A 26,421-nucleotide genomic window follows, 5' to 3' on the forward strand; every position below is an offset into this window, starting at 1 on the left:
TGATTAGTCACTGCCGAACAAATCGCGGGTATAGACTTTATCTTTCACGTCCGCCAGCTCTTCCGCCATACGGTTGGAGATAATCACGTCCGCTTCTTTCTTAAACGCATCCAGATCGCGGATCACACGTGAATGGAAGAACTCGTCTTCCTGCATGGCCGGTTCATAAATAATGACCTGCACGCCCTTCGCCTTAATACGCTTCATGATCCCCTGAATGGAAGAAGCGCGGAAGTTATCGGAACCGCTCTTCATGATCAGGCGATACACGCCCACCACTTTCGGCTGACGCGCGAGAATAGAATCTGAGATGAAGTCTTTACGCGTGCGGTTGGCATCCACAATAGCGGAAATCAGGTTGTTCGGCACTGCCTGATAGTTTGCCAGCAGCTGCTTGGTATCTTTTGGCAGACAGTAGCCGCCGTAACCGAATGACGGGTTGTTGTAATGGTTACCGATACGCGGGTCGAGACATACGCCCTCGATGATCTGACGGGTATTCAGACCTAAACTCTCGGCATAGCTGTCCAGCTCGTTGAAGTAAGCCACGCGCATGGCCAGATAGGTGTTAGCGAAAAGCTTAATCGCTTCTGCCTCGGTGGAATCGGTGAACAGCACCGGCACGTCTTTTTTAATGGCGCCTTCCTGGAGCAAGGCAGCAAAACGCTCTGCACGCTCGGAACGCTCGCCAATCACGATACGGGATGGGTGCAGGTTATCGTATAACGCCCTGCCCTCGCGTAGAAACTCCGGCGAGAAGAAGACATTATCAATACCCAACTCTTCTTTGATAGATTTGGTGAAGCCTACTGGAATCGTCGACTTGATGATCATCACCGCATTAGGGTTGATTGACGTAACGTCTTTGATCACCGCTTCAACGGTAGAGGTATTGAAGTAGTTAGTTTTGGGATCGTAGTCGGTCGGCGTGGCAATGATGACAAAATCCGCATCGCGGTAAGCGTCTTCTTTGTCCGTGGTTGCGCGGAAGTTCAGCGGTTTGGTCGCCAGGTACTCTTCAATCTCTTTATCGACGATCGGGGACTTCTTCTGGTTAAGCATGTCCACTTTTGCCTGCACGATATCCAATGCAACCACTTCATGGTTTTGTGCGATCAGGATACCGTTTGAGAGACCAACATAGCCTGTTCCGGAGATAGTTATTTTCATTCGTTTAACTTCTTCAAGTTTGAGTTTCTGGAGGCGTAAGCACACCACCGCAATAAACAACTGTTGAGGTTTTTACCTCTTAAGTTGAGGGACTGTCAAGACGAATGCCTTGCTTCAGAAAGGGATAAACGTAGTGATTTATGCGGCAATAAAAGGAGTGGGCTGGGGAAAGTAAGTCAACATGGGCCTGAAAGCGATAAAAAAAGCCCGGTGAGACTCACCGGGCCATGCTATCAGACTGAGTTAAATCAGATTAATCCAGCCATTCGGTGTGGAACACACCTTCTTTATCCGTACGCTTATAGGTATGCGCACCGAAGTAGTCACGCTGTGCCTGAATCAGGTTCGCTGGCAGAACGGCAGCACGATAGCTGTCGTAGTACGCCACCGCAGCGGAGAAGGTAGGAACCGGGATACCATTCTGCACCGCGTACGCAACAACATCACGCAGTGCCTGCTGATATTCGTCAGCAATCTGCTTGAAGTAAGGTGCCAGCAGAAGGTTTGCGATACCTGCATTTTCTGCATAGGCATCGGTGATTTTTTGCAGGAACTGTGCGCGAATGATACAGCCAGCACGGAAGATTTTCGCAATCTCGCCATAGTTCAGATCCCAGTTGTTCTCATCTGACGCCGCGCGCAGCTGGGAGAAGCCCTGCGCATAGGAGACGATTTTACCCAGATATAGCGCACGACGGACTTTCTCAACGAACTCAGTTTTATCGCCTGCGGGTTTAGCCTGAGGACCAGACAGCACTTTAGACGCTGCAACACGCTGCTCTTTCAGAGAAGAGATATAACGTGCAAATACGGATTCGGTGATCAGGGATAATGGCTCACCCAGATCCAGAGAGCTTTGGCTGGTCCATTTACCGGTACCTTTGTTCGCAGCTTCATCCAGAATCACATCAACCAGGTATTTACCTTCTTCATCTTTCTTGGTGAAGATATCTTTGGTGATGTCGATCAGGTAGCTGTTCAGCTCGCCTTTGTTCCACTCGGTGAAGGTCTCTGCGAGCTCCTCGTTGGAGAGGTTCAGGCCGCCTTTCAGAAGAGAGTAGGCTTCAGCAATCAGCTGCATATCGCCGTATTCAATGCCGTTGTGAACCATCTTCACGTAATGACCAGCGCCATCAGGACCGATATAGGTCACGCACGGCTCGCCGTCTTCAGCTACGGCTGCGATTTTAGTCAGGATTGGCGCAACCAGTTCGTACGCTTCTTTCTGACCGCCAGGCATGATGGATGGACCTTTCAGGGCGCCCTCTTCACCGCCGGATACGCCGGTACCAATGAAGTTGAAGCCTTCAGCAGACAGTTCACGGTTACGACGAATGGTGTCGTGGAAGAAGGTGTTGCCGCCATCAATAATGATGTCGCCTTTATCCAGATAAGGTTTCAGTGAATCGATAGCAGCGTCGGTACCTGCGCCCGCTTTCACCATTAACAGGATACGACGAGGTGTTTCCAGAGACTCAACGAACTCTTTAACCGTATAGAAAGGAACCAGTTTCTTGCCTGGATTCTCAGCGATGACTTCTTCGGTCTTATCACGGGAGCGGTTGAAAACGGAGACGGTATAACCACGGCTTTCGATGTTGAGCGCCAGGTTGCGCCCCATCACTGCCATACCGACAACGCCGATCTGTTGCTTGGACATTACATACTCCTGTCAGGTGTGGTCGCCGCGACTGTTGCGCGGCTTGAAATGTATTATAAATATTAACCCAGGTAGCTTACCCATGGATAGCACAAAAAAAGTGAAATTGCGTAGTGTTAGCTATCATGACCTTTAATGCGAAATCATTTTTAATAAGTTGCGCAAAAATCCTCAATTTCATTCTTTAATGCTGCGCATCGAATGCTTCTCAGATTATCTAATTCCTGAGAATTGAATAGGATCGCACTTGGTGAATATTCATCCCATGACGGCCTCTTTGGATCAGTGAATGTCTTCACTGTCACTATTAGTATAGTTAACGAGACAGCCCCCAAAATGGTCCCAAACTGTGCGACCCCCATTTTATTTCTTCGGCTTGTAAGCGCATGACTAAATATATAAGATAGAGGTAGAATTGAAAAATAGTTAAATCGTGAAAATGCAGGCATAAAGTAGAATGCTATGTGAAAACATGCAGACATAAATGCCAACGCCCACAGTTTATCTAACTGATTGTATCTTTCCCTTCGCAACAAATAGTAAAAAATAATAAGAATATCAGCACATACACCAAAACCTATCTCTGCCTTAAAGGTATCCAACTCACGAACATATATAGCAACTTTTCTATAAAGTTCTAAACCAATTACTGGAATATTAGATACAAACCCTAAATTAAAAATTATCACACCGCCGAGAAAAACAAAGGAAACCACAACAACCAGGCCAGCAATAATAATTCTTTTTTTCTTTAAGTTAATTAACACCCTAAACAACAGAACAAACAGTGCGGAATAATGGAACAGAGCAGCAAATAATATAAACTTATAGAATTTTTTCGTATTACCCTGTAGGAGATGATTGAATGCAAAGAAAGAAATACAAATCGCCACAAACTGGCGTATTTGGTCTAAAACTAAAGCCATGCCTCCTAAAAAGACAACGCAAGTAATAAATGCAGGTCCATTTATGACAATACAACTATTTTTTGTCAATTTATAGAGTAAAAAGAAAGAAAAGAAATAAAAAATAAATATTACAAGCTGAAATACACCAATAAAATTTGCAGCGATATATAAATAAGTATTGAAAAGCAAATCATATCGAATATCAAATGCGCCCTTGAAATAATCAAAGACATAATAATAATTTAACCAATCCACACCATTAAAGTAATAAATAGTAAAAAATACAGTGAACATTGCAGTTAGAGCAAAAGACATTACCTTTGAATAACTTTGATTAATCGCGCATACAGCTACACAGAATAAACTAAATATAATTAAAAAAATCCAGGGCATATTTCCGACTCCATGCTGTTTTGGCAAGCCCATATACCTAAAAAATAAATAACTGATAAATTACTTAATGTAGGTTATAGCATATCTATTCGTATGATAGTGATTCTAGACGTCATCTCTCATTCAGAGCATTTATTCTTATTTAATAGCTTGTATTAGCAAAAGTTATTGCATAAATATACATGGTTGAAAAATATAATATTAACAGCAAAATCTTTGAGAATAATAAATACAATGAATACAAAACAAAGGCATCAAAATTTATTCTTCACATATTAAAAAAATCAATTCTTTAATAAAATTATCAACATAAAATCTTGACGACAGATATAAATCAAGCCGTGGATATTTTTTTGATTTATATAAAATCATTCATTGTACATTAATTGTATTTAAGGTCATCCAATTTTCTCAAAAGGACGATGTAAAAGTTCTAATAGAAACACCATCTTCTTAAATATGATTCGATAAGTTATTTATAACATCTAAATACTTTTTAATAACAATCTTTTCATCAAATTCTTTCTGGACTTTCTCTCTGCTTTTCGCGCTCATTTTTTCTTTTTCAATAGGCGATAATAAAATGAATTTTTCAAGATTATACATGAGGCTAGTCATAGATCTTGGTTCACACAGGAAACCATTGACGCCATCATCAACAACCTCTTTACATCCTACATTGTCTGTAGTAATTATTGGCCTACCAATCGCGGCTGCTTCTAAAAGCGACTTAGGTACACCTTCTCTGTAATATGAAGGAAGTACTATGCAATCAGAAAGTTTTAATTCATTTTCAACATGATCTGTAAACCCCAAATAATTGATTATTTCTTGGTTTTGCCATGCTTCAATTTCATCACTTTTTATAGCGGAAGCACTACATGTATCTAATGGTCCCAACAAACAAAATTCTAAATTAGAATAACGCTTTTTTAATTCTTTGGCTGCTTCAGCATATAGACGGACACCTTTTTCTGCAATTAATCGAGCTACTAATAAAAATCTAATTTTATTAGAAGTACTCATAGCAGAATATTCAAAGCGCGATAGATCAACACCTGACCCAGGCAACCGATCACAATTTTCGGAGCGCACGATTCCTAAATCGATAAAAAGCTGTTTATCATCATTATTTTGAAAGAAGATATAGTCCGCTTTTTTTTGACTTGTTTTATACAGAAATGAAACAAGCCGAGAAAAAAGGTTATTTTCAATAAAGACTACGCCAAGACCAGCTATGTTATTAATAATTTTAATATTGAGAAAGCTCGCAGCATAACTTGCATATATGTTATTTTTTGGTGTGAAATTTAATGTTAGTTCTACCTTTTCTTTTTTGAAGATCTTATAGAAATCATAGATTGTTTTTAAATCGAAGAACGGGTTTTTACCCCATCTCTGCATTTCGATTTGAACATATTTACAGCCCAATGATTCTAATTTGTCTTTATAATCAAGATCAGATGATACCGCAATTATTTCATGCCCACTATTTATTAGTGCCAAAATAGTATTTCTGCGGAAATTATAAATATACCAACTGGTGTTTGCAGTGATCGAAATTTTCATTTAATAAACTTATTTTAAAAAAGAATGTTTTTTCATCACGCCATCTTTAAAACCACGCAGCATAAAGGACATCCTTGATTTGCGTGGCGATACGTTAGCGAAAATAATGAACTTAATAGGCATCAAAATCAATAATTTAAGTTTATAGGCTAATTCGAATTGAGGCTCTCGAAGTGAAAAAACCCAATTACGATAAACATAATACAATCTAAATGGAGAGCCGATATTAATAGATTTCCCTAACGGAAGATGCATATCTTTAGCGCCAAGATTATGTTTCATAGCAACCTTAGTTGTCATTAACACATGATAACCCAGATATCTTGCTCTATAACACCATTCAATATCGATAGAATCAATGAACCATTCTGCTTTGTTTAAGCCTATGGCAGCAAAGACATTTACATTATATAGTGTACCTGAAGAAATAATAGATTTAACACTATATACAGAATCATTTACTTTAGTACTATTTCGGAAATATTTATCATACCGGGTATTGTTTCTTTCATTGATAACTGATGGTCCAATACAAGCAATTTTAATGCCATTTAATGCTTCGACTTTTTTGTACTCGTTATAAAGTTCTGCAATTAAACCGTCTTCTACAGATGAATCCTGATCGAAAGTTACAATATAGTCTGCATTATCCTTAATAGCTTGCACAAAACCAATATTTTGTGCATAAGCGATACCTAAATTTTCTTTTGGTTGAATGAGTATAGTGTCATTTTTTTCTTTAAGATAGGCTTTGAGGTTATCCTGGCAAGTAGCATCATTGCTATTATCGACAATAATTACCTTTTCTACTTGATTATTAATAGCATCAAGGTTTTTGCTAAAGGAATTTAAGTCTGGATTATACGTCACAATTAATGCGAAAATCTTCAAGTTTGACTCCATAAGAAGCATTTTTTTCTGAAAATATACATGAGCAACGAAACAAGGGTTTCAGTGATTAATACCGATAGTGCTGCGCCGATAGCTCCGAAGAAATGAACTAACAAAGGCATATGTATTATGTGAAGGATCGAAACCACAAAATATATCATTCTTAAGAGTTTGGTTTTGCCTTGTATCAAATATAAGTTCTGTGCATAGGCTATGCCGAAAGATATAGAAATTATACTAAATGACAAAATATAATAAATAGGTAAACCAGCGAAATACTGCTGCCCTAAAAATATTTTATAAATTAGCTGACTAAATAATAATAAGCCAGTAACAATAAACACCGAAAAGCCAACAAGTATTAACGTTGACTTACGCCACAATAGATAAAACTCCCGTCCTTCTTTTTTAGATATTCTTGGGAAAAAAGCTTGCGCAATAGGTGAAAGTACCCCTTGTGCTGCGGCCTTTAATTTTTCCGCACTCGAATAATAACCCGTTTCTGTTGGCCCGCGAACAGAACCTAGATAAATCAGCGTTAATGTACTGTACACATTAGTAAATACATTTGAGATAAAAATATCAAACCCGCTTTTAAACCTTAATACTAATCCTTCCCAGGACGTTTTATAGAATGAATTATATTTTAATACAAACTGCAAATAAAAAATAGAAAGAATATTGGGTAACGCTACGTTTAATGAATATGCGAGCATCGCAATATATATATCATCTTTATTTCTTACAAATAGAACCACAATTAAGATTGATAGAATTCTTGCTATGGCAGTTGATATAACTATAAACCCCGTCCTCTCCTTCCCGATAAAAAAGTGAGTTTGGTTACATACAGAACTCAAAACTGCCATTAATAATATTAGGTAACAGAATGAATATCCATACTCAGGGAGTAAAAAATAAGTAGAAACAACAAAGATAGTACAAACCAGAAAAATCAAAAAGCGGCACTTTAAAATTTCGCTCAGTATTTTGTTTTCGTCGTATTTGTGTACCGTTCTGGAAATATCCCTTGCGCCTGTTAATGTAAAGCCATATTCCACCAGCATTATCAGATATTGTTGAGCAGCCAAAAACATTGATAATATACCGAATTGTGTTACACCAAGGCTGCGTGTTATTACTGGTAATGTGATAAATGGAAAAAGATAAATACTGCCTCTAACTAAAAAAAGATGAAAAATAGATTTAAGGGGGACGTCTCTGATAAATTTTCTCATGATCTTATTAAAAGGCTAAACCCTACAAAAAATAAATCTGTAGGGTTTATGCTTTGTTCAGAGGGATTTGAAGGATGGCTGTTGCATATCTTTCGAAGAAAGTAAAGGTGTATTTTGAAGAGGCCAGTCAATTTGGAGGTCTGAATCATTCCAAATTAGTCCTCTATCACTTTCAGGATGATAATAATTTGTCGTCTTATAAACAAACTCAGCCGTATCACTCAACACCAAAAATCCGTGTGCAAACCCTTCAGGGATCCAAAGCTGTCGTTTATTTTCAGCAGAAAGATTGACACCAACCCATTTCCCAAACGTTGGCGAAGATTTACGAATATCAACCGCAACATCAAAAACTTCACCAGCGACACAACGTACCAGTTTGCCCTGTGCATACGGTTCCAGTTGGTAATGCAAGCCACGCAGAACGCCTTTGCAGGATTTTGAGTGATTATCCTGCACAAACTCAACTTTACGCCCTACCGCCTCTTCAAATACTTTCTGGCTGAAACTTTCAAAGAAAAACCCACGATCGTCACCAAATACTTTTGGTTCAAAAATCAGCACATCTGGAATATCAGTTTTAATTACATTCATGTCTTAGTAACCTTTAATCATCTTCAACAGGTATTGGCCATAGGCATTTTTCTTCAATGGTTCAGCCAGCTTCTTCACCTGCTCAGCATCAATAAACCCTTTGCGATACGCAATCTCTTCCGGGCAGGACACTTTCAATCCCTGACGCTCTTCAATTGTCGCAATAAAGTTGCTCGCCTCGATCAGGCTCTGATGGGTTCCTGTATCCAGCCACGCATATCCACGCCCCATCATCGCAACGGACAAACGCCCCTGCTCAAGATAAATACGGTTAATGTCGGTAATTTCCAGCTCACCGCGTGCAGAAGGCTTCAGGTTCTTCGCCATTTCCACTACATCGTTATCGTAGAAATAGAGTCCCGTAACGGCATAATTGCTCTTCGGCTCGAGCGGTTTCTCTTCCAGGCTGATTGCCGTACCATCTTTATCGAACTCCACCACACCATAACGCTCAGGGTCATTGACGTGGTAGGCGAATACGGTTGCACCGTCACCTTTGTTTACTGCGGCTTCCAGCTGTTTCGGCAAGTCATGACCATAGAAAATGTTATCGCCCAGCACCAGCGCACAGCTATCGTCACCAATAAACTCTTCGCCAATGATAAAGGCCTGTGCCAGTCCGTCCGGGCTTGGCTGAACTTTATACTGAAGGTTTAACCCCCACTGGCTACCGTCCCCCAGCAGCTGTTCAAAGCGCGGAGTATCCTGCGGCGTACTGATGATCAGAATATCTTTAATCCCTGCCAGCATCAGCGTAGACAGCGGGTAGTAAATCATGGGTTTGTCGTAAATTGGCAGCAGTTGCTTGCTTACAGCCATGGTCACAGGGTAGAGACGAGTGCCGGATCCGCCGGCAAGGATAATACCTTTACGTGTAGCCATTATAATTTCTCTATAAACACGAAATGCCCGTAAACGGGCATTTTTCAATTGATTAAATGGATTGTGCCGTGAAAAGCTCAGCAAGCATACGTTTCACACCAACCTGCCATGCTGGTAATACCAGGTTGAAGTTCTGCTGGAACTTCATGGTATTTAAGCGTGAGTTATGCGGGCGACGCGCAGGCGTCGGATATGCCGTAGTTGGTACAGCATTCAGCTTTTCAATCGCCAACTCAACGCCTGCCTTTTGGGCTTCCTCAAACACCAACGCCGCATAGTCGTACCAGGTTGTCGTCTCAGAAGCGACCAGATGATAAAGCCCGGCAACTTCGGGTTTCATCATCGCTACACGAATGGCGTGTGCGGTACAGTCGGCTAACAGCTCAGCGCCGGTTGGGGCACCCACCTGATCATTAATGACGGAAAGTTCCTTGCGTTCTTTCGCCAGACGCAGCATGGTCTTAGCAAAATTGTTGCCTTTACCTGCATATACCCAGCTGGTACGGAAAATCAGGTGATTAGGGCAGTTATCCTGCAATACTTTCTCGCCATCCAGTTTCGTCTGACCATAAACATTCAGCGGTGCCGTCGCATCCGTCTCACTCCAGGGGGTTTCGCCATCACCGGGGAAGACGTAATCCGTGGAGTAGTGAACAACCCAGGCGCCAATCTTTGCAGCTTCTTTCGCGATAGCCTCAACGCTTGTCGCATTCAGTAACTGCGCAAACTCTGGTTCCGACTCTGCTTTATCCACTGCGGTGTGTGCGGCTGCATTGACGATCACGTCAGGTTTAATATTACGAACCGTCTCAGCAATCCCTTCCGGGTTGCTGAAATCACCGCAGTAATCTTTAGAATGCACATCAAGCGCAATCAGATTGCCAAGTGGAGCCAGCGCGCGCTGAAGCTCCCAGCCCACTTGCCCTGTTTTGCCGAACAGAAGAATATTCATTATTGACGTTCCCCGTAGTTCTGTTCGATCCAGGTTTTATAAGCACCGCTTTTTACGTTATTAACCCACTCCTGGTTGCTCAGATACCATTCCACGGTCTTACGAATTCCGCTTTCGAACGTCTCTTCAGGCTTCCAGCCCAGTTCCACCCCAATTTTATGCGCATCAATCGCATAGCGGCGGTCATGTCCTGGGCGATCGGCAACATACGTAATTTGGTCGCGGTACGAGCCTTCTTTCGGGACGATCTCATCCAGCAGATCGCAAATAGTGTGCACAACGTCCAGGTTTTGCTTTTCGTTATGACCACCGATGTTGTAAGTCTCACCCGGTTTGCCCTGAGTCACTACGGTGTAAAGCGCACGCGCATGATCTTCTACATAAAGCCAGTCACGGATCTGGTCGCCTTTGCCGTAAATCGGCAACGCTTTACCGTCAAGGGCGTTCAAGATCACAAGTGGGATCAGCTTCTCAGGGAAATGATACGGTCCGTAGTTATTCGAACAGTTAGTCACGATGGTCGGGAAGCCGTAAGTGCGCAGCCAGGCACGAACAAGATGGTCGCTGGATGCTTTGGAGGCAGAGTACGGGCTGCTTGGCGCATAGGCAGTGGTTTCGGTAAACAGCGGAAGCTCTGAGGATGCCGGATGTTCATCCGGGTGCGGCAGATCGCCGTAAACTTCATCGGTGGAGATATGATGGAAGCGAAACGCTTTTTTCGCTGCGTCATCGAGCGTTGACCAGTAAGCACGGGCAGCTTCCAGAAGCACATAGGTCCCAACAATGTTGGTTTCAATAAATGCCGCCGGGCCGGTAATGGAACGGTCAACGTGGCTTTCTGCCGCCAGGTGCATCACCGCATCCGGTTTATGCTCAGCAAAAATACGGTCCATAGCCGCTTTATCACAAATATCCGCATGCTCAAACACATAACGTTCGCTGGCGCTGACATCGTTAAGGGATTCCAGGTTACCGGCATACGTCAGTTTATCCAAGTTGACGACTTCATCCTGGGTATTGGTAATAATATGTCGTACAACCGCTGAGCCGATAAAGCCGGCTCCACCCGTTACAAGAATTTTCACGTTATCTATTCCGTTTTGTAGATATGTCGAGATATCGGCGTTCTTAATCCTGGTATTAATTCAGGATTAGAAATTTTTGCACGCTACCGCCCCTGGCTTAACAGCTACCAGTGCACTGAGCGAGTGTTGAATATAAAATTGACTGTCTGATTTCAGACAAAAACTGGCGTTAATTGTCGTCCTAAATGGATTCGGAAACAAGCACAAATCGTTACAAATCAGCCCAGATTTGAAGCAGGTAACTCTCTGTTATCACAGGAATTAATAACAAAAAGCGGCAGCCATCATTTTGTTTATGTAACAACATAACAAAATGATGGCTGCCGCGCATAAAGTCTTTCAGACTGCGGAAGGACTATCAGTCGTTAGCCAGCAGCTTCTCAATCCGGCTTCTGAACTTCGCCCCTTCCTTCAGGTTACGCAGGCCATAGTTCACAAACGCCTGCATATACCCCATTTTCTTACCGCAGTCATAGCTGTCACCGGTCATCAGCATGGCATCAACCGACTGCTTCTTCGCCAGCTCAGCAATCGCATCGGTCAGCTGGATACGGTCCCAGGCACCCGGCTCGGTTTTTTCCAGCTCAGCCCAGATATCCGCATTCAGCACATAACGACCAACTGCCATCAGGTCGGAGTCCAGGGTCTGCGGCTGATCGGGTTTTTCGATAAACTCAACGATACGGCTCACCTGCCCTTCCGACTCCAGCGGCTCTTTAGTCTGAATAACAGAGTACTCAGAGAGATCACCCTTCATACGTTTCGCCAGCACCTGGCTGCGACCCGTTTCGTTGAAGCGTGCAACCATTGCCGCCAGGTTGTAACGCAGCGGATCGGCAGAGGCGGTATCAATGATGATATCGGGCAATACCACGATAAACGGGTTATCGCCTACGACCGGACGCGCGCACAGGATCGAGTGGCCCAGACCCAGCGGCTGCGCCTGACGCACGTTCATGATGGTCACGCCAGGAGGGCAGATAGACTGAACTTCCGCCAGAAGCTGACGCTTAACGCGCTGCTCAAGCAACGCTTCGAGTTCATAAGAGGTGTCGAAGTGGTTCTCTACCGCATTCTTCGAAGAGTGCGTCACCAGAACGATTTCTTTGATCCCTGCAGCAACAATCTCGTCGACGATGTACTGAATCATCGGCTTGTCAACGATCGGCAGCATCTCTTTAGGAATTGCCTTCGTGGCTGGCAACATATGCATGCCCAGACCCGCTACCGGTATGACTGCTTTCAAATTAATCATTATTTCTTCCACCTTAAAATGGTTGACGAATTATAGCTTTTAAACCTGTTTTCGCCAGCATGTTTTGCCTTAAATATGAAGTAATCCTAGGTCACCCCACCACAAATTACAGTAGTTGTAATCTGAATAGATCGCGATTTCGTTCCAGGAATTGTCGCAAAATAGTCTGGATGATTACCTGTGCGGCAGCGCAAAATTCAACCGTTCCGTATTCACCACGTGTTGATCAACGCGATCAATATCCACCGAGCTCTGCCCCTTTTCATTAACCGCTTTTATGTTCGCAAGCGACAGCAACGTCTCGTTTTTAGCCATAAACTTCCCGCGCACGTCTTTGCGCAAATCGAAGTTCATCTTCAAAGCCGGCCCCGTCGTTGACTCCTGCATCACGTTGATATTACGTAAGAAAAGGTGCTGGGGTTTGTTATGCAGCTCAAGAGTTGCCCGCTGCATCTCAACGTTGGTGATGGCAACAAACGACGTAGCATTGCCGGAGGAAATCTGTATCCCGCGCAGCTTATAGGCAAGCTGTCGGTTATCCAGGCGAATATCGTTAAGTTTGAAGTTCTGCGGTATCGACAGATAATCGCCCTTGATCACGCCATAGCCAATTAGCATTCCGGCGCTGTTGACCATATCGACATTATCAATAACGAAATTATCACAGCCATAAATAGCTACTGTCGCGTTATCAATTCCGGCCTTTTTACTGAAGTCAGGAGTAATATTGTTGGCCTTGATATTACGGATCACAAAGTGTTTACCGTTTTCAACATGCACCAGCTGCCGACAGTTGCTGCCGGTGATATTTGCCACCACGAAGTTTTTAACGGTCTGCTGTTCCGGATAATCATTGTCGTACGTACTGCCGGCCAACCCGATGCCTATGCCCCAGTTGATCTTGCCGTTGGTGCAGTTGATGTTATCGATCACGTGGTCCGAGATCAGGATGTTGCGGTCGTTAATCGCCACGTTCCACTCAATCGCGTCACCCTGCAAGTGGCTGAATTTACTATTGGTAATGCGCGCACCGTCCACCTGATTGTGGAACCCCTGACGCAGGATCGCGTAGTTGGCTTGCGTCACGGTAATGTTATCGATGAGCAGGTTGCGCATCACTCGCCGCTTTTTACCGCCGATGTAGATCTGGGTGACGGGGCCGAAGCCGCTCATCGCCAGCCCTTTAATGACACAGTCGGAGCCACGCACGTCCAGCGTGATGTTATGCGTGCGCCCTTCTCCTTCCCCAATGACCTTGCAGCCTTCCTGGAGTACAAATCGTCCGCGGCCGTTGCCCTTCAGCGCACCGCGGATCAGCAGGGTTTTGCCATCAGGAATGAAAATGCCGGTATTGATGTTTTCACAGGTAAACCCGGCGGGAACAACAACGGTATCGCCCTCGGTAAATGCCTGCTTAAAGGCGGCGATCCAGTCCTTATTGTTGTAGCGATCGACAGAAACCGTCTTCCCGGTTGCCGCCCGCACAGCGCGGGGCGACAGCAGCGGCATGGCAGCCAGGACGGATAAAGAAGAGACAAATCGGCGTCGGGTAATCTTATTCAGCATACAACCTCAGCGTTACAGCGTTTGCAGCAGGCTCGCTAACTGGCGATTAATCACCTGCTGATTGAATTCTGCTTCAACTTTTTGCCGCGCATTTTGCAGCACAGGGATCAGCGTCTGCTGATCGATATCGCTGAACGCGGCCAGACGGTCCGCCAGCGCCAGCGCATTGTTTTCAGGAACCAGCCAGCCGGAATGCTCAGAGGTGATCAGCTCCGGGATGCCGCTGTGTAACGTCGAGACCACCGGAATGCCGACCGCCATCGCCTCCATCAGCGCCACGGGAATGCCTTCCATATCGCCGTCGGCGCCGGTTACGGAAGGCAGCAGGAACACATCCGCCTCGTCGAGCATGGCTTTCACTTCGTGGCTCGGCTTGAAGCCCGGCATCTCCACCACGTCTTCCAGCTGATACTGTTCAATCAGCGTGCGCAGGCGACGCTCCCACGGCCCGATACCCAGGATGCGGTAGTGGAAGTCCACACCGCGCGCCTTCAGTTGCCGACAAGCTTCGATGGCTACGTGCAGCCCTTTCTTTTCGGTCAGGCGGGCAACAGAGATAATTTGCAGCGGCTTGCCCGGCACCTTGACCGGTCGCTGGGTGAAGCGTTCCATGTCCACGCCCATGCGTGAAACGGTGATTTTCTCGCTCGGGCACCCCATGGTTTTCAGGCGTCCGGCCCACAAGTCGCTTATCGGCAGCATCATGTCACCACGGCGAAACAGCTGCTGATATTCCGGCGTGTAGTGGTTCAGCACTTCACGGCTGGAGATATCGATACCGTGGAAAATCGTGGCGATTTTGCCGTCAATTACCCCCAGCTCACGCAGTTTTGCCGCCGTGACGCCAGCCGGGCCAAAGTGAGCGATAAAGACATCGGCCCGGTACGGCTGGGCCGTTTGCCCGCAAATGGCGGATAAGATCAGGTTGCGGGCCTCCGCCCCATAGCGCGACATATTCAGCGCCCGCCACGTCGAGGCGCGATGAAGGCCGCGCAGCGTCTGGCCAGCGCGATGGCGCAGTTTGTTCATCCGTCCGGTGGGTTCGTCCTGCAACCAGCGGGTTTTCGCCTCCAGCCCATACTGGGTATACGCCGCATGGGTGTTTTGCGTATCGCCCTTTTGCAGGGCGATAATCTCCACGTCATACCCCATATCGATAAACGCGGTGATTTGGTTCAGCACAAAAGTTTCAGACGACAGCGGAAATTTCAGTAAGAAGAAACCAACCTTCATTTCCCCTCCCGGACGCGGTCGAGGACGGATTTCACCATGCCAATACCTTTTTCGCGTTCGGCTTTCACCGCCACCGCCAGACGTTCGTTGATCGCAGGCAACTGGCCGAGCGTGTCGCCCACCATCGCACCCAGCGATCCGTCCAGCAGATGACGAATATCGACGGCCATTTCCGGCATACCGAGCTGCTGCATAATGCCTGCGGACTTGTGCTCGTAGTTGATGGCGATGGCTGGCGTGCCGAAGTTCATCGAGATAATGGCCGAGTGCAGACGCGTGCCCACGGTCAGGTCGCAGGCGGAGAGCAGCTTGCCCATCTCCAGGTCGTTCAGTTCGTCCATCACCACGTGGTAGCGGGATGGGTCGTTGACCAGGTTACGCAGGTTGAGCGCCACCATGCGGTCATCTTTGTTGTAGCTGTCGATACCGGTACAGGTGGAAAGCGCCAGCACCTGGTAACCGCTGTCCAGCACGCGGTTCACCACCTCGGCAAAGGCTTTTTCATACGCCGCCTGAGTCGTGCCGAGGCGTTTATCGAAGGGCGCAAGTTCACGCAGGGTAATGGCGACGGTTTTCTGTTTTGCCGCCACGTCCAGCCAGTGCTGTACCGCGTAGCTGGCCTGGAAGCTGTCATCCTGATGATCTACCAGCCAGGCGGTGTCTACGCCGTGCTCCACTTTGGTGGTGTCGATTTCGCTGCGCTTCATCATGTCGAGGCTGACCGATTCACGCAGGATCAGCGCGTCACAGTGGCCGAAGACATAGTTCGCCAACTGGTTGAACTGCGGATCCTGGAACGGCCCGACGCTGTGGCCAATCATAAACAGCGGTTTTTTCGCCATAAAGGTGCAGAGCGCATGCTCAAACTGCGGCACGCCGTACAGGTCGACGAAGAACGAGCCGCCCACCTGAATAATGGCGTCATAGCCGGACAGCAGACGCACGAAATCGGTAAAGCCCTGCGCGATGGCGATGTTGCGCAGCTTGCCGGTGTCGGTTACGCGAGAAAGCAGCACCTGATGCTGGTAGCGGCGACGCAGTACTTTCTTCACGCGCCCCATCACGCCCGCAGCGTTGTTGTGCTGTTTCATCTGGCTGTAGAGCGGGTCGCCCATCACCGGGCGGTTCAGTAACCAGGATGAGCTGACCGGATAACGGCTCATCACATCCACTTCTGTCTCAGGCTTAAGGGTGTTAATTGCATCCAATAAACCGCGCAGGATGGCGCTGTCGCCACGGTTGCCGCAGGTATGGTTGCCAAGAATAAGTAATTTCATAATGGCCTCGTAAAATTAGCCTGCGCGAAGCAGCGTTTTCATTTTTTCGTTACGGCAAAACTGGCGCTTTATCTCAACCACCAGCGCATTGCGTGACAGTACAATCATTACGCCGAATGCCAGCGCGCCTGCCGCGACCTGCACCGCAAGCAGCGCCGCCAGCGGCAGATGCCCGTTGAGCACCACGCCCAGGCCGTAGCTCACCGCCAGAGTCGGTAAGGAGAGATAAAACGGCAGCCACAGGCTGAGAATGTACTGACGGTAGCTGGAGCCCAGCACCGGTTTGATCATCACGAAGTAGCTCAGCACGGTATTGACGATCTGCACCAGCAGGAAGCCGAGCGTCACGCCAATGGCGCCCGCCATGTGCCCGCCCACAATAATTGCCGGAATAAACAGGAAGGTTTTAAACACGTTGAACTTGAAGCTGATATCCACGCGCGCCTTCGCCATCAGCAGAGAACCAATCGGGTTCCCCACCGAGCGCAGCAGCCCCACAACGCACAGCAGTTGCAGGATCGGGATGATGCTGTTCCACTTCTCGCCAAACACCAGCGGTACGAAATTGCTGGCGACCACCATCAGCCCCAGCAGTACCGGGAAGTTGATGATTCCCACCACGGAGAGCAGCTTGTAAAAGTTCACGCGCAGCTTCTCGGTATCGTCCTGAATTTTGGCGAACGCCGGGAACAGCACGCGGGTAATGATAGGGTTGAGCTTCATCGGCGGGACAACCGCGACGTTATACGCCAGGTTGTAGCCACCCGCGACGCTCGCGCCCAGAATGCGCGCCAGCACCAGCGTAGAGAGGTTAGTATTCACATAGTTGATAATGCTGTCTGCCGTCAGCCACGCGCCGAAGCGCAGGTTGGATGAAACAGACGCCAGCGAAAAATGCAGTCCCGGGCGATAAATCTTGCGGCCAAAGAAGCCAAACAGCAGCGTGCGCACGGCAGAGTTAACGAGGTAGCCGAGAATGGCGGTCATCGCCAGCGGCCAGAAATGGGCGCTGACAACGGTGAAGGTAAAGCCCGCCAGCACGGCGCTGGTTTCAATCATGCCGATCTTGTTGAACTCCAGCTCTTTCTGCATCAGCGCGCGGAACTGCTGCCCGTGCGGGATCACCACGAAAGCAAACGACAGGGTGCGCATCAGCGGCGCCAGGTCCGGGTTATGCAGCACGCCGGCAATCACATCACTCAGCAGGAACACCAGCACAAAGACGAAGATACCCAGCCCGACGTTCAGCCAGTAGAGCGTGGTCAGCTCCAGGTGGCTGATCTCTTTGCGCTGGATAATCGAGTTGGCGATACCGAAGTCAGACAGCGTATCGGCCAGCGCGATAATCACCAGCGAGACCGTCAGCAGGCCGAACTGGTGGTTATCGATAATGCGCGCCAGCACCGTCATCTGCACCAGCCCGAGGCCGATGATGACGATGGTGGCCATGGCTGACCATTTCGCGCCGCTGATGGTTTTTTCACGTAAGCTCATCTTAGTACGCCGCTTTGTTCACGAAGCCTTTGAAAATGGTCAGAAAAACAATCTTGATATCGAACCAGAGGCTCCACTCGCGGATGTACTCCAGGTCGAACTCGATGCGTTTTTCCATTTTTTCCAGCGTGTCGGTCTCGCCGCGCCAGCCGTTGATCTGCGCCCAGCCGGTGATGCCTGGCTTCACCTTATGGCGCAGCATGTAGCCTTCAATCAGGGTACGGTACTGCTCGTTATGGGCCACGGCGTGAGGACGAGGACCGACGATGGACATCCCGCCGGTGAACACGTTGATGAACTGCGGCAGCTCATCGAGCGAGGTACGGCGCAGGAAGTTACCCACGCGGGTGACGCGCGGATCGTTCTGCGTCGCCTGGGTCACCACCTTGTCGTTCTCCATCACCTTCATGGAGCGGAATTTCCACACCATGATCGGCTTACCGTCCATGCCGTAGCGGGTCTGACGGAAGATGATCGGCCCCGGCGAGCTGAGCTTCACCGCCAGCGCAATGCAGCACAGCACCGGGGAGATGAGCAGCAGGATCAGAGACGAAAGTACGATATCCTCCACGCGCTTCAGCACGCGGTTAATCCCCGACAGCGGCGTGTCGTACAACGGAACAACAGGTACCCCGTTCACCTCTTCAATACGGGAGTGAAGAATATTGAAGGTAAACACGTCAGGGATGAGGATCACCGAGCAGGTGGTATCGGCAAGCTCGCGCATCAGTGTCTTGATGCGGGATTCATCTTTCATCTGCATGGCGATGTAGACGTTGTGAATTTTGCCGGCTTTCGCGTCTTCTATCAGCTGTTCGTAGCTGCCCGCCCAGTCAGATGGTACGCCGCCGGGCTTCGCGTCGTGATAAACCCCGACCACTTCAAAACCTAACCACGGCTCTTTGCGGAAGCTGTCGAGCAACACCTGTCCCACCGGCAGGTCGCCCGCCACGGCAACAAAGCGACGGTTATACCCACGGTTGCGCAGCCAGCCCGCGCCAAAGCGGATCAGCGAGCGGCAGACCACCATGCCAACGCTGGTTAACAGATACCAGCAGAGATAGGTCACAAGCCGATTATCAAAATCATGGCTGAACGCCACCAGGCCTGCGCTGAAAATCAGGCTTAAGGTCCAGTTCTGGAGCAGCAGCATCAGTTCGGTGGTCATTTTGACGCCACGCCATGAACGATAGAAATCGGTCATGCCGCCGATCATCTGAAACACCACCAGCGCAATCAACGCCATCAGCAAGTGCATGTATAAGAACGGCTGCCCGCTGACCCAACACACCGCCCACAGTCCGCCGACCATGATGGTGATATCAGAAAAACGCTGCACCATAGAGATTAACGATGCATTCGTTCTCGCTCGCTCGCGCTTTTTTAGATTTGTCATCGTTGTTCCTTTAGTTCTAAACCTTTCCCCTCGCCCCTCACCCCGGCCCTCTCCCCAAAGGGGAGAGGGTGTTCAAGTTCCCTCTCCCCTTTGGGAGAGGGTTAGGGTGAGGGGTAAGGTTTTCTTTTTACTGATTCAACAGCGCCAGAATGTCCTTCGTTCGGGCTTCCATCAGCGCGGTATCGGCGCGGGACTCAACGTTCAGGCGCACCACCGGCTCAGTGTTGGAAGAGCGCAGGTTGAAGCGCCACTGCGGGAACGCCATGCTGATACCGTCGGTACGGTCAATCTCCAGCGCATGAATGGCAAAGTGCTGTTCGACGCGGGCGATGGCCTCGGCTGGCTGTGCCAGTTTGCTGTTGATCTCCCCGCTCGCCGGGAACGCCGCCATGCGGTCGCGCACCAGTTCGCCCAGGCTCTGTCCTTTCAGGCACAGCAGCTCGGTTACCAGCAGCCACGGGATCATCCCGCTGTCGCAGTAGGCAAAATCACGGAAATAGTGGTGGGCGCTCATCTCGCCGCCGTAGATGGCGTCTTCCTCGCGCATACGCTCTTTGATAAACGCGTGGCCGGTTTTAGACATCACCGGCTCGCCGCCCGCGGCCTTCACCACGTCGACGGTGTTCCAGGAGAGGCGCGGATCGTGAATGATCTTCGCCCCCGGGTTTTTCTCAAGGAACGCTTCCGCCAGCAGGCCAACGATGTAGTAGCCTTCGATAAACTGCCCTTTCTCGTCGAACAGGAAGCAGCGGTCGAAATCGCCGTCAAAGGCAATACCCATATCGGCGCCGTGCTCAATCACCGCGTTACGGGTGTCGTCGCGGCACTCCGGCAGCAGCGGGTTAGGAATACCGTTCGGGAAGTTGCCGTCAGGCGTGTTGTGCACTTTGACGAAGGTCACCGGCACGTTCAGCGCCTTAAAGCGGGCTTCAAGTGCATCGACAACCGGGCCTGCCGCGCCGTTGCCGGAGTTAATCACCAGCTTCAGCGGTTTGAGGTTCGCCACGTTGATGTAGCCCAGCAGGTGGTCGATGTACTCTTTTTGCAGGTTGATCTGCTTATAGCTGCCGCGCTTCGCTTCGTTCACCGGCGGGAAGTCGTTGGCCTCGGCCAGACGCTGCACATCGCGCAGACCGGTGTCGCCGCTGATAGGACGCGCGCCCTTGCGCACCAGCTTCATGCCGTTGTAGTCCATCGGGTTATGGCTGGCCGTCACTTCGATACCGCCGTCCACGCCCAGGTGGAAGGTGGCAAAATAGATCTCTTCGGTACCGGAAAGTCCAATGTCCAGCACGTCGACGCCCGCGTCCTGTAGCCCTTTCGCCAGCGCCAGCTTCAGGGATTCGCTGGTGAGACGCACGTCGCCGCCCAGCACGATAGTTTGTGGTTTCAGGTATTCGCCGTACGCGCGGCCGATGCGCCACGCAATGTCTTCGTTCAGCTCTTCGCCCAGCTTGCCGCGAATATCGTAGGCTTTAAAACAGGTTAATTTTTCCATGATGACCCCTTTTTCAGGCAACAGTTGGCCCGCCCGTTAACAGGCTTAATTGTTTTTTATTCATTCGTAGGCCGGATAAGCGAAGCGCCATCCGGCGTTAAGACGGCGCTACACCCGCCCGTAGCGGTCCTGGAAGCGCACGATATCGTCCTCTTCCAGATACGAACCGGAACGCACCTCAATTAAGTCGAGTGGAATTTTCCCCGGGTTTTCCAGGCAGTGCGTGGCACCCAGCGGAATATAAATGGACTCGTTTTCACCGAGCAGCTTCACTTCACCGTTGATGGTCACTTTGGCGGTTCCCGCCACCACTACCCAGTGTTCGGCGCGGTGATGGTGCATCTGCACCGACAGCCCTTCTCCAGGCTTCACGGTGATGCGTTTCACCTGATAGCGCTCGCCAGCGTCGATGGAGTCATATTTGCCCCACGGGCGGTAGACTTCACGGTGAATATGGTGTTCGTGGCGGCCATCGGCCTTGATCTTCTCCACCACTTTTTTAACGTCCTGCACGGCATTACGGTCGGCAATCAGCACCGCGTCTTTGGTCTGCACGACCACCAGATCTTTCACCCCTACCGTGGTGACAAGGCCAGATTCGGCGTAGACGTAGCTGTTTTCCGTTTTGTGGCTGATCACATCACCGTGATGGACGTTACCCTCCGGGGTATGCGCGCTAATCTCCCACAGTGACGACCAGGAGCCAACGTCGCTCCAGCCCGCATCCATCGGCACCACTACCGCATCTGCCGTACGTTCCATCACCGCATAGTCAATGGACTCTTCCGGACAGGCGAGGAAGGCTTCTTCGTCCACGCGGATAAAATCAAGATCCGGATCCACCACCGCCATCGCTTTTTCGCAGGCATGTAAGATATCGGGGCGATATTTTTCCAGCTCTTCCAGGTAGCGACCGGCGCGGAACAGGAACATACCGCTGTTCCAGTAGTATTCACCGCTGGCCACGTAGGCCTGGGCGGTTTCCAGATTCGGTTTTTCGACAAACTGCGCCACGTCAAAGGCCACGCTGTCGCCTTCACCAGGCGTAACGCTGCCGCGGCGAATGTAGCCATAGCCGGTTTCCGGGAGATCCGGCACGATGCCGAAGGTCACCAGCTTGCCGTTCTCAGCGTAAGGAATCGCCGCGCGAACCGCGTCGCGGAAGGCGTCTTCCTGCTGAATAACGTGGTCAGCCGCCAGCACCAGCATCAGCGGGTCGCAGTCCGGGCTGCTGCGTTTTGCCGCCAGCGCCGCAAGAGCAATAGCAGGCGCGGTGTTGCGTCCGGCAGGCTCCAGAATGATATTTTCGGTCAGTTTATTCAGCTGGCGCAGCTGCTCGGCAACGATAAAGCGGTGCTGCTCGTTACAGATCACCACCGGGCTTTCACACTCCACGCCGTGCAGACGGTTAACCGTCGTTTGCAGCATGGTGAGGTCGCCCTTGAGGCACAGAAATTGTTTTGGATAAAGCACGCGGGACAGTGGCCACAACCGGCTCCCGGATCCACCCGCCATTACGACCGGATACAAAGTGGTTTGACTCATGATTTATCCCCGTATATCTGCAATAAATTGGCTCAGCACGTTCTCTTTCTCGAGCGTGCGTTCGGCATATTCACGTGCCACCGTGTTCTCTTTTGGCATGGCGAGTGCCTGCTCAATTCCGGTCACCAGCGCAGGAACCGATTCTGGCTCTACGCAAACGGCAATACCCGGGTAGCTGTTGCACAGCTGGCCTAATTCTGTTGCGGCTTCTGCCGTAATCACCGCATTTCCGCCCACTGCCAGAATGTTGGTCAGCTTGGACGGCAGCACCGCATCCGCCGCGCCGCGTTTTTGCACCACCAGATGGCAATCTGCCATTTTCAGCAGCGCGGGCAGCGCGTCATAAGACTGAAGCGGGAAGAAGCGGATGTTGGTCAGTCCGCGCTCGCTGGCCATTTTTTCCAGCCGCGCTTTACCGCCGCCCTGCCCGACTATCACGAACATCCACGGGTGTTCGCTCAGCTGAAGCGCGGCGTCAATCACGCTCTCCAGCCCCTGTTTTTCACCGATGTTGCCTGAGTAAAGAATGATTTTTTGATCTTCAGGCAAACCGAGCTGCGCGCGTAACGCCTGCGCATCCTGGTCTGTCACATCGCGGAAACGCGCCACTTCGGACCAGTTCGGAAAGAAGATCACCTTCTCCGCCGGGACACCCTTCTCCTGCGCCTTGTTCATCATCGAGCGCGAGATGGTCGAGACGTAATCCACGTTGTGCAGGCCGCTGCGCTCAAAGGCGCTGGCGAGCTTCGCCACCTTGCCGCCCTTGCCTTTCCCGGCCATCCCCAGTCCGAGCATGGCGTCCACTTCATAATCCTGAATGTGCAGCAGGGTGCGCGCGCCGGAGAGTTTGCCCAGCAGGCGCATGCCTGGCGTGCAGAACAGCGTCGGCACCACGCCGATGATGCGATCCGGCTTCCAGCGACGCTGCGCCATCAGCGGGAAGAAACTGCTCAGGGCAAAGCTGCCCAGATGAATTAAACGTTTCAGCGTCGAGGGCTGTTTCGGCACGTAGAGCGGGCAGCGCCAGACGGTCGCAGCCCCCTCTTCGCGGCGGTAGCGCCAGCTGGAATAGCGTTCGCCTACCTTCCACTCCGGGTAATACGGCGGGGCGGTAATCACCCGCACGTCATGTCCCTGGCTCGCCATCCACTCGACCATCTCGCCGGTGTATTTCCCGATACCGGTAAGCTCCGGCGAGTAGTTAATTCCGTAGACGAGGATTTTCATAGGCCTGGCACCTCGGCCTGACGTTCCGCAAGGAAGTACGCCCGACTGTTGTCATGGACATTGTCGCTTGCCAGCAGCGCCTCTGGCGTTAACCAGCGGTAATCGTCATGCTGAGAATCAGGCAGACGCAGGTCTGCCTCACTCACCTTCAGGCGGAACCCCAGCACGACATAGTGCGTGGTGAACCCGGTGCCCGAAAAGTTATCGTCATAGAAGTGCTGCCAGACCCCGTAAAACTGGCCCGCTGCCATCGGCAGTTGCAGGCCCAGTTCCGCCAGAGTGAGACGCTCAAACGCATCGCTTAGCGTCTCATCCTTCTGCACGCGCCCGCCGGGCACGAACCAGAAGCCCTGTGCAGGACGATTGGTTCGTTTCCCCAGCAAGAACTCGCCGCGTTCGTTCTCCACGATCAAATCAATTGAGATGAGCGGAGTGGAACGCACCACCGTGGCAAAATCTTCCTGACTTAAAAACATCATTACCCCCGGAAGCGGTGCTGGTTTTCCAGGAACCACTGGTAGGTGCTGGCCAGCCCCTGCTCCAGTGAGACCTCGTGATACCAGCCCAGCTGATGCAGACGGGTCACGTCCAGCAGCTTGCGCGGCGTGCCGTCCGGTTTGGTGGCATCAAACACCACGCGTCCTTTGTAGCCCACCACCTGCGCGATGGTCTGCGCCAGCTCGCGAATGGTGCAGTCCACGCCGGTCCCGACGTTAATGTGCGACAGCATCGGCTCGGTGTTTTCCTGCCACACCTCGCGATCCAGCTCCATGACGTGAATGCTGGCTGCCGCCATATCGTCCACGTGCAGGAACTCGCGCATTGGCGTACCGCTGCCCCACACCACCACGTCCGGGGCGTTTTCGGCAGTCGCCTCGTGGAAACGACGCAGCAGCGCCGGGATCACGTGCGAATTGCTCGGGTGGAAGTTGTCGTGCGGTCCGTAGAGGTTGGTCGGCATCACCGAGCGATAGTCGCGGTTATACTGACGGTTGTAGGATTCACACAGCTTGATCCCGGCAATTTTAGCAATCGCATACGGCTCGTTGGTGGCTTCCAGCGTCCCCTGCAACAGTTCGCTCTCGGCGATCGGCTGTTTCGCCATTTTTGGGTAGATACAGGATGAACCGAGGAACAGCAGCTTGTTCACGTTGTGCAGATGCGCCGCGTGAATGATGTTGCTCTCAATCATCATGTTCTCGTAGATGAAATCCGCCGGGTAGGTGTTGTTAGCGACAATACCGCCCACCTTCGCCGCCGCCAGATACACCTGGTCGATACGTTCGCTGGCGAAGAAGTCCTGCACCGCTTTGCTGTCAAGCAAGTTCAGCTCGTCGCGGGTGCGAACAATCACCTCAACGTCGCCGCGCTGTTCAAGCTGGCGGACAATCGCGGAACCCACCATTCCGCGATGACCGGCGACAAAAATACGTTGTTTTGTCATTCTCAGGACTCCAGCGCGATGGCAACCTCGTAGCCATGGGACTTGAGCAGGGAGTGTTTTTTCGCTGCTTCAAGATCTTTGGCCACCATCTCGGATACCATTTCTTGCAGGGTGGTTTCTGGTTTCCAGCCCAGCTTCTCGTGCGCTTTGGTTGGGTCGCCCAGCAGGGTTTCCACTTCAGCAGGACGGAAGTAACGCGGATCCACCTGAACAATCACGTCGCCTGGCTTCACGCCCGGTGCGTCGTGGCCGGTCACGGAAACAACGATACCCTTCTCTTCCACGCCGGTGCCTTCGAAGCGCAGCTTGATGCCCAGCTGTGCCGCAGCCATCTCAACGAACTGACGTACGGAGTACTGCACGCCGGTCGCGATCACGAAGTCTTCTGGCTGTTCCTGCTGCAGCATCATCCACTGCATTTTCACGTAGTCTTTCGCATGGCCCCAGTCACGCAGGGAGTCCATGTTGCCGAGGTGCAGGCAAGACTCCAGACCCTGAGCGATGTTAGCGATCGCGCGGGTGATTTTACGGGTCACGAAGGTTTCGCCACGACGTGGGGATTCGTGGTTGAACAGAATGCCGTTACAGGCGTACATGCCGTAGGATTCACGGTAGTTCACAGTGATCCAGTAAGCGTACAGTTTCGCTACCGCGTACGGAGAACGTGGGTAGAACGGCGTAGTCTCTTTCTGCGGAATTTCCTGCACCAGACCATACAGCTCAGAGGTAGATGCCTGATAGAAACGGGTTTTCTTCTCAAGACCCAGGAAGCGAATCGCTTCCAGCAGACGCAGCGTACCCATGGCGTCCACGTCAGCGGTGTATTCCGGGGATTCGAAGGAAACCGCAACGTGGCTCATCGCGCCCAGGTTGTAGACTTCATCCGGCTGTACTTCCTGCAGGATGCGGGTCAGGTTGGAGGTATCGGTCAGGTCGCCGTAGTGCAGGTGGAATTTCGGGTTCGCCGCGTGAGGATCCTGATAAATATGATCGACACGTTCGGTGTTAAATGAAGACGCACGACGTTTAATACCGTGTACTTCATACCCTTTTTCCAGCAGTAACTCTGCCAGGTAAGAACCATCCTGCCCGGTAACGCCGGTGATGAGAGCGACTTTAGACATGTTTATATTCCTCTACTTAT

General features: G+C 50.2%; 22 protein-coding genes. All 22 read right to left on the reverse strand.

Annotated elements, in window-relative coordinates:
* Nucleotides 1–3: 3 nt before the first annotated feature.
* The 22 genes from ugd to gmd all read right to left on the reverse strand — a co-directional run bounded on the left by ugd (nt 4) and on the right by gmd (nt 26,401).
* Nucleotides 4–1,170, reverse strand: coding sequence for a UDP-glucose 6-dehydrogenase (gene ugd / locus ACQG0S_RS14250; RefSeq protein WP_038416357.1), 1,167 nt, complete (start codon nt 1,168–1,170; stop codon nt 4–6).
* 253 nt (nt 1,171–1,423) lie between these two features.
* Nucleotides 1,424–2,830, reverse strand: coding sequence for an NADP-dependent phosphogluconate dehydrogenase (gndA, locus tag ACQG0S_RS14255; RefSeq protein WP_047053487.1), 1,407 nt, complete (start codon nt 2,828–2,830; stop codon nt 1,424–1,426).
* A gap of 149 nt (nt 2,831–2,979) precedes the next feature.
* Nucleotides 2,980–4,131, reverse strand: coding sequence for an EpsG family protein (locus ACQG0S_RS14260; RefSeq protein ID WP_063137669.1), 1,152 nt, complete (start codon nt 4,129–4,131; stop codon nt 2,980–2,982).
* A 453-nt stretch (nt 4,132–4,584) separates the two neighbouring features.
* Nucleotides 4,585–5,700 (reverse strand): glycosyltransferase family 4 protein, encoded by a 1,116-nt coding sequence (locus ACQG0S_RS14265; protein WP_063137670.1) that lies wholly within the window; start codon nt 5,698–5,700, stop codon nt 4,585–4,587.
* 9 nt (nt 5,701–5,709) lie between these two features.
* Complete coding sequence (locus ACQG0S_RS14270; protein WP_161177068.1) at nt 5,710–6,591, reverse strand: glycosyltransferase family 2 protein; 882 nt, start codon at nt 6,589–6,591, stop codon at nt 5,710–5,712.
* A complete protein-coding gene (locus ACQG0S_RS14275) occupies nt 6,588–7,829 on the reverse strand; it encodes an oligosaccharide flippase family protein (protein ID WP_426750529.1) in 1,242 nt (413 codons plus the stop codon). The genes ACQG0S_RS14270 and ACQG0S_RS14275 overlap by 4 nt, the downstream gene beginning before the upstream one ends.
* Nucleotides 7,830–7,886: 57 nt before the next feature.
* Nucleotides 7,887–8,423: a dTDP-4-dehydrorhamnose 3,5-epimerase gene (gene rfbC / locus ACQG0S_RS14280; protein WP_063137673.1), complete on the reverse strand. Its 537-nt coding sequence runs from the start codon at nt 8,421–8,423 to the stop codon at nt 7,887–7,889.
* 3 nt (nt 8,424–8,426) lie between these two features.
* Nucleotides 8,427–9,305 (reverse strand): glucose-1-phosphate thymidylyltransferase RfbA, encoded by an 879-nt coding sequence (gene rfbA / locus ACQG0S_RS14285; RefSeq protein WP_045341336.1) that lies wholly within the window; start codon nt 9,303–9,305, stop codon nt 8,427–8,429.
* Between the two features lie 52 nt (nt 9,306–9,357).
* Nucleotides 9,358–10,257: a dTDP-4-dehydrorhamnose reductase gene (gene rfbD, locus ACQG0S_RS14290; RefSeq protein WP_063137674.1), complete on the reverse strand. Its 900-nt coding sequence runs from the start codon at nt 10,255–10,257 to the stop codon at nt 9,358–9,360.
* On the reverse strand, nt 10,257–11,342 hold the full coding sequence (gene rfbB / locus ACQG0S_RS14295; RefSeq protein ID WP_063137675.1) for a dTDP-glucose 4,6-dehydratase: 1,086 nt from the start codon (nt 11,340–11,342) through the stop codon (nt 10,257–10,259). Before rfbB ends, rfbD begins: the two co-directional genes overlap by 1 nt.
* 358 nt (nt 11,343–11,700) lie before the next feature.
* On the reverse strand, nt 11,701–12,597 hold the full coding sequence (gene galF / locus ACQG0S_RS14300; protein WP_023306567.1) for a GalU regulator GalF: 897 nt from the start codon (nt 12,595–12,597) through the stop codon (nt 11,701–11,703).
* A 174-nt stretch (nt 12,598–12,771) separates the two neighbouring features.
* On the reverse strand, nt 12,772–14,163 hold the full coding sequence (wcaM, locus tag ACQG0S_RS14305; protein ID WP_048965615.1) for a colanic acid biosynthesis protein WcaM: 1,392 nt from the start codon (nt 14,161–14,163) through the stop codon (nt 12,772–12,774).
* 12 nt (nt 14,164–14,175) lie between these two features.
* Nucleotides 14,176–15,396, reverse strand: a complete 1,221-nt coding sequence (wcaL, locus tag ACQG0S_RS14310; protein ID WP_063137676.1) for a colanic acid biosynthesis glycosyltransferase WcaL — start codon at nt 15,394–15,396, stop codon at nt 14,176–14,178.
* Entirely contained in the window at nt 15,393–16,673 is a 1,281-nt protein-coding gene (gene wcaK, locus ACQG0S_RS14315) for a colanic acid biosynthesis pyruvyl transferase WcaK (RefSeq protein WP_022648628.1), read from the reverse strand. Before wcaK ends, wcaL begins: the two co-directional genes overlap by 4 nt.
* Nucleotides 16,674–16,688: 15 nt before the next feature.
* On the reverse strand, nt 16,689–18,167 hold the full coding sequence (wzxC, locus tag ACQG0S_RS14320) for a colanic acid undecaprenyl disphosphate flippase WzxC (RefSeq protein ID WP_022648629.1): 1,479 nt from the start codon (nt 18,165–18,167) through the stop codon (nt 16,689–16,691).
* Between the two features lies 1 nt (nt 18,168).
* Entirely contained in the window at nt 18,169–19,563 is a 1,395-nt protein-coding gene (gene wcaJ, locus ACQG0S_RS14325; RefSeq protein WP_023300544.1) for an undecaprenyl-phosphate glucose phosphotransferase, read from the reverse strand.
* A 127-nt stretch (nt 19,564–19,690) separates the two neighbouring features.
* Nucleotides 19,691–21,061 (reverse strand): colanic acid biosynthesis phosphomannomutase CpsG, encoded by a 1,371-nt coding sequence (cpsG, locus tag ACQG0S_RS14330; RefSeq protein WP_022648631.1) that lies wholly within the window; start codon nt 21,059–21,061, stop codon nt 19,691–19,693.
* A 108-nt stretch (nt 21,062–21,169) separates the two neighbouring features.
* Entirely contained in the window at nt 21,170–22,606 is a 1,437-nt protein-coding gene (gene cpsB / locus ACQG0S_RS14335; RefSeq protein ID WP_063137677.1) for a mannose-1-phosphate guanyltransferase, read from the reverse strand.
* Between the two features lie 3 nt (nt 22,607–22,609).
* The gene (gene wcaI / locus ACQG0S_RS14340; RefSeq protein ID WP_022648633.1) at nt 22,610–23,833 is read right to left on the reverse strand and encodes a colanic acid biosynthesis fucosyltransferase WcaI; all 1,224 of its coding nucleotides are present in this window, start codon (nt 23,831–23,833) and stop codon (nt 22,610–22,612) included.
* A complete protein-coding gene (locus ACQG0S_RS14345) occupies nt 23,830–24,309 on the reverse strand; it encodes a GDP-mannose mannosyl hydrolase (protein WP_072201098.1) in 480 nt (159 codons plus the stop codon). Before ACQG0S_RS14345 ends, wcaI begins: the two co-directional genes overlap by 4 nt.
* Nucleotides 24,310–24,311: 2 nt before the next feature.
* Nucleotides 24,312–25,277, reverse strand: coding sequence for a GDP-L-fucose synthase (gene fcl, locus ACQG0S_RS14350; RefSeq protein ID WP_015572377.1), 966 nt, complete (start codon nt 25,275–25,277; stop codon nt 24,312–24,314).
* Nucleotides 25,278–25,279: 2 nt separating this feature from the next.
* A complete protein-coding gene (gene gmd, locus ACQG0S_RS14355; RefSeq protein ID WP_003863514.1) occupies nt 25,280–26,401 on the reverse strand; it encodes a GDP-mannose 4,6-dehydratase in 1,122 nt (373 codons plus the stop codon).
* Nucleotides 26,402–26,421 lie beyond the last annotated feature (20 nt).

The organism is Enterobacter cloacae complex sp. 418I7, assembly GCF_050030705.1.
Lineage (GTDB): Bacteria > Pseudomonadota > Gammaproteobacteria > Enterobacterales > Enterobacteriaceae > Enterobacter > Enterobacter intestinihominis.

Excerpts from the sequence above, each read along its gene's own strand:
- ugd (WP_038416357.1), bottom strand. The coding sequence starts at position 1,170 with ATGAAAATAACTATCTCCGGAACAGGCTATGTTGGTCTCTCAAACGGT.
- gndA (WP_047053487.1), bottom strand. The coding sequence starts at position 2,830 with ATGTCCAAGCAACAGATCGGCGTTGTCGGTATGGCAGTGATGGGGCGC.
- ACQG0S_RS14260 (WP_063137669.1), bottom strand. The coding sequence starts at position 4,131 with ATGCCCTGGATTTTTTTAATTATATTTAGTTTATTCTGTGTAGCTGTA.
- ACQG0S_RS14265 (WP_063137670.1), bottom strand. The coding sequence starts at position 5,700 with ATGAAAATTTCGATCACTGCAAACACCAGTTGGTATATTTATAATTTC.
- ACQG0S_RS14275 (WP_426750529.1), bottom strand. The coding sequence starts at position 7,829 with ATGAGAAAATTTATCAGAGACGTCCCCCTTAAATCTATTTTTCATCTT.
- rfbC (WP_063137673.1), bottom strand. The coding sequence starts at position 8,423 with ATGAATGTAATTAAAACTGATATTCCAGATGTGCTGATTTTTGAACCA.
- rfbA (WP_045341336.1), bottom strand. The coding sequence starts at position 9,305 with ATGGCTACACGTAAAGGTATTATCCTTGCCGGCGGATCCGGCACTCGT.
- rfbD (WP_063137674.1), bottom strand. The coding sequence starts at position 10,257 with ATGAATATTCTTCTGTTCGGCAAAACAGGGCAAGTGGGCTGGGAGCTT.
- galF (WP_023306567.1), bottom strand. The coding sequence starts at position 12,597 with ATGATTAATTTGAAAGCAGTCATACCGGTAGCGGGTCTGGGCATGCAT.
- wcaM (WP_048965615.1), bottom strand. The coding sequence starts at position 14,163 with ATGCTGAATAAGATTACCCGACGCCGATTTGTCTCTTCTTTATCCGTC.
- wcaL (WP_063137676.1), bottom strand. The coding sequence starts at position 15,396 with ATGAAGGTTGGTTTCTTCTTACTGAAATTTCCGCTGTCGTCTGAAACT.
- wcaK (WP_022648628.1), bottom strand. The coding sequence starts at position 16,673 with ATGAAATTACTTATTCTTGGCAACCATACCTGCGGCAACCGTGGCGAC.
- wzxC (WP_022648629.1), bottom strand. The coding sequence starts at position 18,167 with ATGAGCTTACGTGAAAAAACCATCAGCGGCGCGAAATGGTCAGCCATG.
- wcaJ (WP_023300544.1), bottom strand. The coding sequence starts at position 19,563 with ATGACAAATCTAAAAAAGCGCGAGCGAGCGAGAACGAATGCATCGTTA.
- cpsG (WP_022648631.1), bottom strand. The coding sequence starts at position 21,061 with ATGGAAAAATTAACCTGTTTTAAAGCCTACGATATTCGCGGCAAGCTG.
- cpsB (WP_063137677.1), bottom strand. The coding sequence starts at position 22,606 with ATGAGTCAAACCACTTTGTATCCGGTCGTAATGGCGGGTGGATCCGGG.
- wcaI (WP_022648633.1), bottom strand. The coding sequence starts at position 23,833 with ATGAAAATCCTCGTCTACGGAATTAACTACTCGCCGGAGCTTACCGGT.
- ACQG0S_RS14345 (WP_072201098.1), bottom strand. The coding sequence starts at position 24,309 with ATGTTTTTAAGTCAGGAAGATTTTGCCACGGTGGTGCGTTCCACTCCG.
- fcl (WP_015572377.1), bottom strand. The coding sequence starts at position 25,277 with ATGACAAAACAACGTATTTTTGTCGCCGGTCATCGCGGAATGGTGGGT.
- gmd (WP_003863514.1), bottom strand. The coding sequence starts at position 26,401 with ATGTCTAAAGTCGCTCTCATCACCGGCGTTACCGGGCAGGATGGTTCT.